Consider the following 5245-nt stretch of genomic DNA (forward strand, 5'->3'; position numbering starts at 1 on the left):
CTTAAAATCGCCGACCGGGGATATATCCTCGCCGGCGGGCGAAAGGTCTTTGAGGGGAGCGCCGAGGAGATAATGAGCCACAAGGATATAGGCAAGATATACTTCGGGAGGAAGAGGTAGTTTATCAATCACCTGCATATGCAGGGGATAGGGTTAATATCTGCAAAGGGGATACTTCCCCTATGGCTGTAAAGGCAGAATTGCGGGTGGAGCACAGGGGCTGCATTACAGCAGACTGGACGCGGGATGGCAGGGCCACGCTTGTGAGACAGCTTGCAACTGACGGCGTGCACACCCTCTTCCTGGTGCAGGCAGAGAGCAGCGATGCGCTTGAAGAGGCGGCGGCGAAGATAAGAGCAGCACTCCCCATGGAGGTCGTCTCCCTCTCCGGGCAGACGGCGGTGCTCAGGGGCTTCTGCGTTTGCCAGACGCGCGGCGATTCTGTTACCAGCGCTATCCATGCCTCCGGGTGCAGCATCCTATACCCCGTAATTTACCGTGATGGGTACGAGTTTTACACTGTAATCGCTGGCGACAGAGCACAGCTCAGGGCGCTGCTGGAGAGGCTGAAGGAGCTGGGCGAGGTAACCCTTGAAAGGATTTCCAGATACGGCGATGAGGGCATGGAGGTGGAGGTGAACGACCTTTTTCAGCGCTTTACAAAGCGACAGCTTCAGGCTCTGCTTCTGGCGTACGAGGAGGGGTACTACGACTTTCCAAGGCGCATAACCACGGCGCAGCTTGCCTCAAAGCTGGGCGTTTCCCGGAGCACATACGAGGAGCACCTGCGCAAAGCAGAGAGCAGGCTTATGGAGTACATGATGGCGCTCATAAAGAGGTACCTCAGCCTGAGGGAGGGTGATGCTTAGCATTGCGAAGCCTCGTCTGAGAAGGTGCTATCACCTCGCCTTTAAGGAGTTCTTCGACTCCTACTGCTGGGGTGAGAAGCGTCACGAGCACCTTGTGGTAACCTACGGCTACTTCCTCAGGCCCAAGGTAAAGGCGGAGATGGCAAAGCTGAGCAGCTGCGAGAGGGTGGACATCGCAACGCTGGTGCGGGAGTTTGAGGCTTACTCTTCAGGCGGCAAGGTGGAGCTCTTCCTGGACAACCTCGCCCACTTCTACCGCCGCTATCTGCTCACCTTAGGTAAAGCAGGCGCCGGCATTGCGCTCGCCAGGATGCTTGAGCTTATAGAGATTGTGGAGTACAGGGTTAGGCACCTTGAGCGGCGGTGAGCAGAGAACTTCCTGAATAAAACAAAAAAAGAGAGGGCGAAGCTTCGTCACCCTATCGCTGCGCGAAACGGGTAACTTCGTCACACCGGAAGCAAGCTTCCGGGTAACTTCGTCACCCTATCGCTATGCGAAACGGGTAACCTACTTCATCTGAAGCTTGCCCTGCTTCCACATCCCTGCCTCTTCGAACTTGCCCTGTGTTGCCTTGAGCACCACGTAGTCCTGGTACAGGATGTCGCCGTTCTTGTCGAAGGTCTTGTCGCCTGTGGCACCCTTGTAGCCCTTGCTTATCTCGTACAGCGCATTCTTTATCTTCTCACCGTCATAGGTGCCGGCTTTCTCTATGGCTCTGGCTATCATCATTGTTGCATCGTAGGTGGTGTCGGCGTAGATGCCGGGCTCCTCATCCGGGTACATGGCCTTGAAGAGCTTGTAGAAGTGCTGGTACTCGGGGCTGTCGGTGGCGCTTGCCGGCTTTGTGATCAGCATGCCCTCCATCGCCTCCTTCATGCCCGCATAGCCGAACATCTCCTCACTGGCTATTCCCTCGGCGGCTATCCACTTCTGGGGCAGGCCGAGCTCCATCGCCTGTTTGAGAATCACAGAGGCATCCTCCGGATATGAGACGAACATTATCATCTCAGCACCAGAGTCCTTCACCTGCTGAAGCTCTGTGCGGTAGTCTCCCTTGCCGGGGTCGTACTGTATCTGGAGCACAACGCTCCCGCCCTTGGCCTCAAAGCTCTCCTTGAACACTTCCTGCAGTCCTATGCCATAGTCGTTGTTGATAACAAAGGTTACAGCCTTCTTGTAGCCCTGACCCACTGCTACGTCGGCAAGCACCTTGCCCTGCAGTGTGTCGCTTGCGACGACGCGGAAGATGTAGTCGCCGGCATCAGTTACCAGGGGGCTCGTTGAGGCAGGCGAAACAAGTACAACATGATTGTCCTCGCATATGGGTGCCACTGCCAGCGTTGAAGAGCTTGCAGCGGCGCCTACTATCGCCTTGATACCGTCGATCTTTATGAGCTTCTGCGCCGCATCCACAGCTTTAGCCGGGTCGGTGGCAGTGTCCTCGACAACGATCTTAACCTTGGCACCGAGCACGCCACCGGCGTCGTTCAGCTCCTTCTCAGCCACCTTTGCACCCTTGACCATTCCCTCACCGAAGGGCGCCAGATTGCCGGATAGGGGCATAAGCACACCTATCTTTATCTCCTCCACCTTTGGCGGAGGAGCGGTGGTGGCAGGGGCCTTCTCCTCCGGTTTCTGGGCGCATCCTGCAAAAAGCAGCAGGCCCACGGCGGCAATGGCAAAGAACAGATACCATCTCCTCTCCATAATACTACCTCCTCACTCTTCTGTGTCCTTATGAGATTATCTTCTGTAGAATAAAAATTTATTCCAGAGGGGCATTAAATAATGGTGATGAAGCTGAGGCCTGGGAGATGGATTGACAGGAAAAGCTACAGAAAGCGTATTCTTACCCACGGCGAGCTTGGAGAGCACACGCTGGTGCAGCTTGTTCAGATTCCTGCCGGCGAGAGGGTGGGAGAGCACTACCATAAGCGACAGACTGAGTTTTACTATATCCTGCGCGGGGAGGCGAGGCTGAGGATAGGCGATGAGGTGCACGAGGCAGAGCGGGGCGACGCCTTTGTGTGCTTTGCGGGGGAGGTGCATTCGGTGGACAATACCAATGGCGAGGAAGCCTTTGAGCTGCTGGTGCTCAAGCTCAACTACCACGGCGAGGACAGCGTGTGGGTTGAGCCTGAGGAAGCTGCGGGAGGGGATAGATGAGGGTGGCCTTCCTGGGCGTGGGCGAGGCATTTGGGGCGAATGCCAGCACGGCGATGCTTGTAAACCGCGAGCTCCTCATAGAGTGCGGGCCCCACACGTTAATCCAGCTAAGAAGGCTGGGCGTACCTCCGGCGGAGATTAAGCTGGTGTACATCAGCCACCTTCACGGGGACCACTTCCTGGGCCTGCCAGCGCTTCTCCTGGCTGCCCGCGAGGAGGGCAGGGAGGAGCCCCTGACCCTTCTGGGTCCACCTGAGCTTCGCGGGCTTGCGGAGGAGCTTCTCCATCTATCCTACCGCAGGGGCCTGGAGGACCTTCCCTACCGGGTTGAATTCGTTGAGGCCAGGCGCAAAGCCGAGCTGTACGGCTACCGCATGGGGTTTGCGCCAACGCGGCACTCTCTGCCTGCGATGGCCATCTCGATTGAGAGAAGGAAGAAGCTCACCTATGCCTGCGACGGCGCGCCCACGGGCGAAGTTGTAAAACTTGCCAGGGGCTCTGACCTTCTGGTGGCAGAGGCCTACGGCGAGGGTTTTTCGGAGCATTCCTCGCCTTTGCTGGCGGCGCAGCTGGCGAGTCGCGCCGGGGTGAAGCTTCTCGCCCTGGTGCACCTCTGGCGGGGGCTGGGTGAGGAGGAGGTTAGGCGCGCTCGGAGGGTTTTTGAAAACATACTCTTGCCAGCGGACCTGGAGACGGTTGAGATTTAAGACCCCTTCAAGATGTTAGCCAGCACGCTGTGTGAAAAGATTTTCCGGTGGTAGGGTGAGCGAAGAGCTTATACGCATGGTGGAAGAGGCGATAGAGAGCGAGAAGGGCTCGCAGGAGCGCTACCGCAGGGCGGCGCAGCAGGCACGCGATCCTGAGACCAAGGTTTTCTTTGAACAGCTGGTGAGGGATGAGGAGAGGCACGAGCAGCTCCTCAGGGAGAGGCTCAAGACGCTCAAGCTGCTCAGGGGCTTCTGAGGCTGAGGAAGAACATCAGCGAGGTGAACACCAGGATTAATCCCACCGAGGCTGCCATCTCCGCGGTGAACCTCTTATTCTCCTTCCGGGCGGTGGCAACCGCGTGGGTGAAGAGCACCACCGATGAGGAGAAGGCTGTCATGGTTATGAGAATGAGCCCCGGCGAGAGGGTGGCAAAGGCCTCGCCCGCGAGGATTTTCCAGGAGTTGAGGGTGTAGTAGAAGACCACGATGAACTCTATGAAGCCCGCCGCCACCTGGAGGGAGATGCTCTCATGCTGCAGCTCTATGGTCTCCCTTCCCCGCTCTATGGATATCTTCATCCTCACCACGTCCATGGCATTCTTCACCTTCTCTTGAGCCAGGATGAAGTTCTCCCTCTCGTACATCAGCGTTTCCAGGGCGTAGGCGTAGCCCTTCAGGTTGTCAGAGAAAATCTCATCCTCCCCGGCGAGGAGGCGTTTGACCTCCTTTTCGAACTCGTGTATGTCCTCCCTCAATGCTGTTATCTTTGAGCTCACCCATTCCAGGTACTGGGCGAGCTCAATGTAGATGAAGCTCAGCTTTTCAATGACCTTCTCAAACTCTTCAAGGTTGTGGTATTTTTCGTTGAGGAGCTTTGAGGTGCTGCTTTCAAGCTCCTTCCTCTTGAGCCTTATCGCCTGCAGCTGCTCCAGAAATAGCTCCGCCTCCCTGGAAATCTTCCTGCCCAGCAGGTCTATGTAGACGAACCTCATGAAAAAGTTGTGCTTTGGCAGGGAGGAGAGCAGAAGGTAGCTTTCCCTTTCAGCGCTCCTCTCCAGGAGGTACAGCTCCCCCTGGGTGAGCTCACTTCGCCTCCAGCTCACGTCGCCGTATAGCCTGGCTATCTTCTCCCTGTCCTCTGAGATAAAGAGGATAGTTTCTCCCAGAGAGAGGGACATCTCCGCGGTGGCGGCGTCCTTCAGCCTTTTGGCTATGCTCAAATCCTCCTCGGGGGCGAGGAGGAGCAGCTGGAGCACAACGACGTCGCCGCGGATGTAGAGGGAGAGCTCCGCAGAGGGCGCGGCAAAGGTCCTCGCCAGGGTCAGCTGGTTGTACTCCTCCAGTACCCTCTCCTCCTCTCCCTCTCCGATAAGCTCCACCGCCGCCTGCCAGGTGTTTTTAATCTCCTCGTCCTTTTCTTTGATGAAGTAAAGGATGTGGACGACGGCTTCGCTGCTTTGCATAATTACCTACTCTGTGGTGTGGTTTAAAATTGTTTTGAC

The 5245-nt window shown here is 56.8% G+C and carries 7 protein-coding genes; 5 read left to right on the plus strand and 2 right to left on the minus strand.

The window, feature by feature from the left end:
• The first annotated feature begins 182 nt into the window (after positions 1 to 182).
• Positions 183 to 869, plus strand: a complete 687-nt coding sequence (locus tag ACXJJW_RS05325; RefSeq protein WP_456474700.1) for a helix-turn-helix domain-containing protein — start codon at positions 183 to 185, stop codon at positions 867 to 869.
• Positions 862 to 1236: a hypothetical protein gene (locus ACXJJW_RS05330; RefSeq protein ID WP_456474701.1), complete on the plus strand. Its 375-nt coding sequence runs from the start codon at positions 862 to 864 to the stop codon at positions 1234 to 1236. Before ACXJJW_RS05325 ends, ACXJJW_RS05330 begins: the two co-directional genes overlap by 8 nt.
• A 141-nt stretch (positions 1237 to 1377) precedes the next feature.
• Here the strand turns inward: ACXJJW_RS05330 and ACXJJW_RS05335 are convergent, their stop codons facing one another.
• Positions 1378 to 2577 carry an ABC transporter substrate-binding protein gene (locus ACXJJW_RS05335; RefSeq protein ID WP_456474702.1) on the minus strand — a complete coding sequence of 400 codons (1200 nt, stop codon included), beginning with the start codon at positions 2575 to 2577 and terminating at the stop codon, positions 1378 to 1380.
• An 87-nt stretch (positions 2578 to 2664) separates the two neighbouring features.
• Between ACXJJW_RS05335 and ACXJJW_RS05340 the strand changes: the two genes are divergently transcribed.
• From ACXJJW_RS05340 to ACXJJW_RS05350, 3 genes are read left to right on the plus strand one after another with little or no spacing between them, the layout of a single operon-like run.
• Entirely contained in the window at positions 2665 to 3036 is a 372-nt protein-coding gene (locus ACXJJW_RS05340) for a cupin domain-containing protein (RefSeq protein ID WP_456474703.1), read from the plus strand.
• On the plus strand, positions 3033 to 3743 hold the full coding sequence (locus tag ACXJJW_RS05345) for an MBL fold metallo-hydrolase (RefSeq protein WP_456474704.1): 711 nt from the start codon (positions 3033 to 3035) through the stop codon (positions 3741 to 3743). Before ACXJJW_RS05340 ends, ACXJJW_RS05345 begins: the two co-directional genes overlap by 4 nt.
• Positions 3744 to 3798: 55 nt before the next feature.
• The gene (locus ACXJJW_RS05350) at positions 3799 to 3999 is read left to right on the plus strand and encodes a ferritin family protein (protein WP_456474705.1); all 201 of its coding nucleotides are present in this window, start codon (positions 3799 to 3801) and stop codon (positions 3997 to 3999) included.
• On the opposite strand, the gene ACXJJW_RS05355 is transcribed toward ACXJJW_RS05350, so the two are convergent.
• A complete protein-coding gene (locus tag ACXJJW_RS05355) occupies positions 3986 to 5206 on the minus strand; it encodes a hypothetical protein (RefSeq protein WP_456474706.1) in 1221 nt (406 codons plus the stop codon). The two genes, ACXJJW_RS05350 and ACXJJW_RS05355, sit on opposite strands and share 14 nt — an antisense overlap.
• Positions 5207 to 5245: the final 39 nt, after the last annotated feature.

The sequence above is a fragment of the Candidatus Pyrohabitans sp. genome (assembly GCF_054014795.1).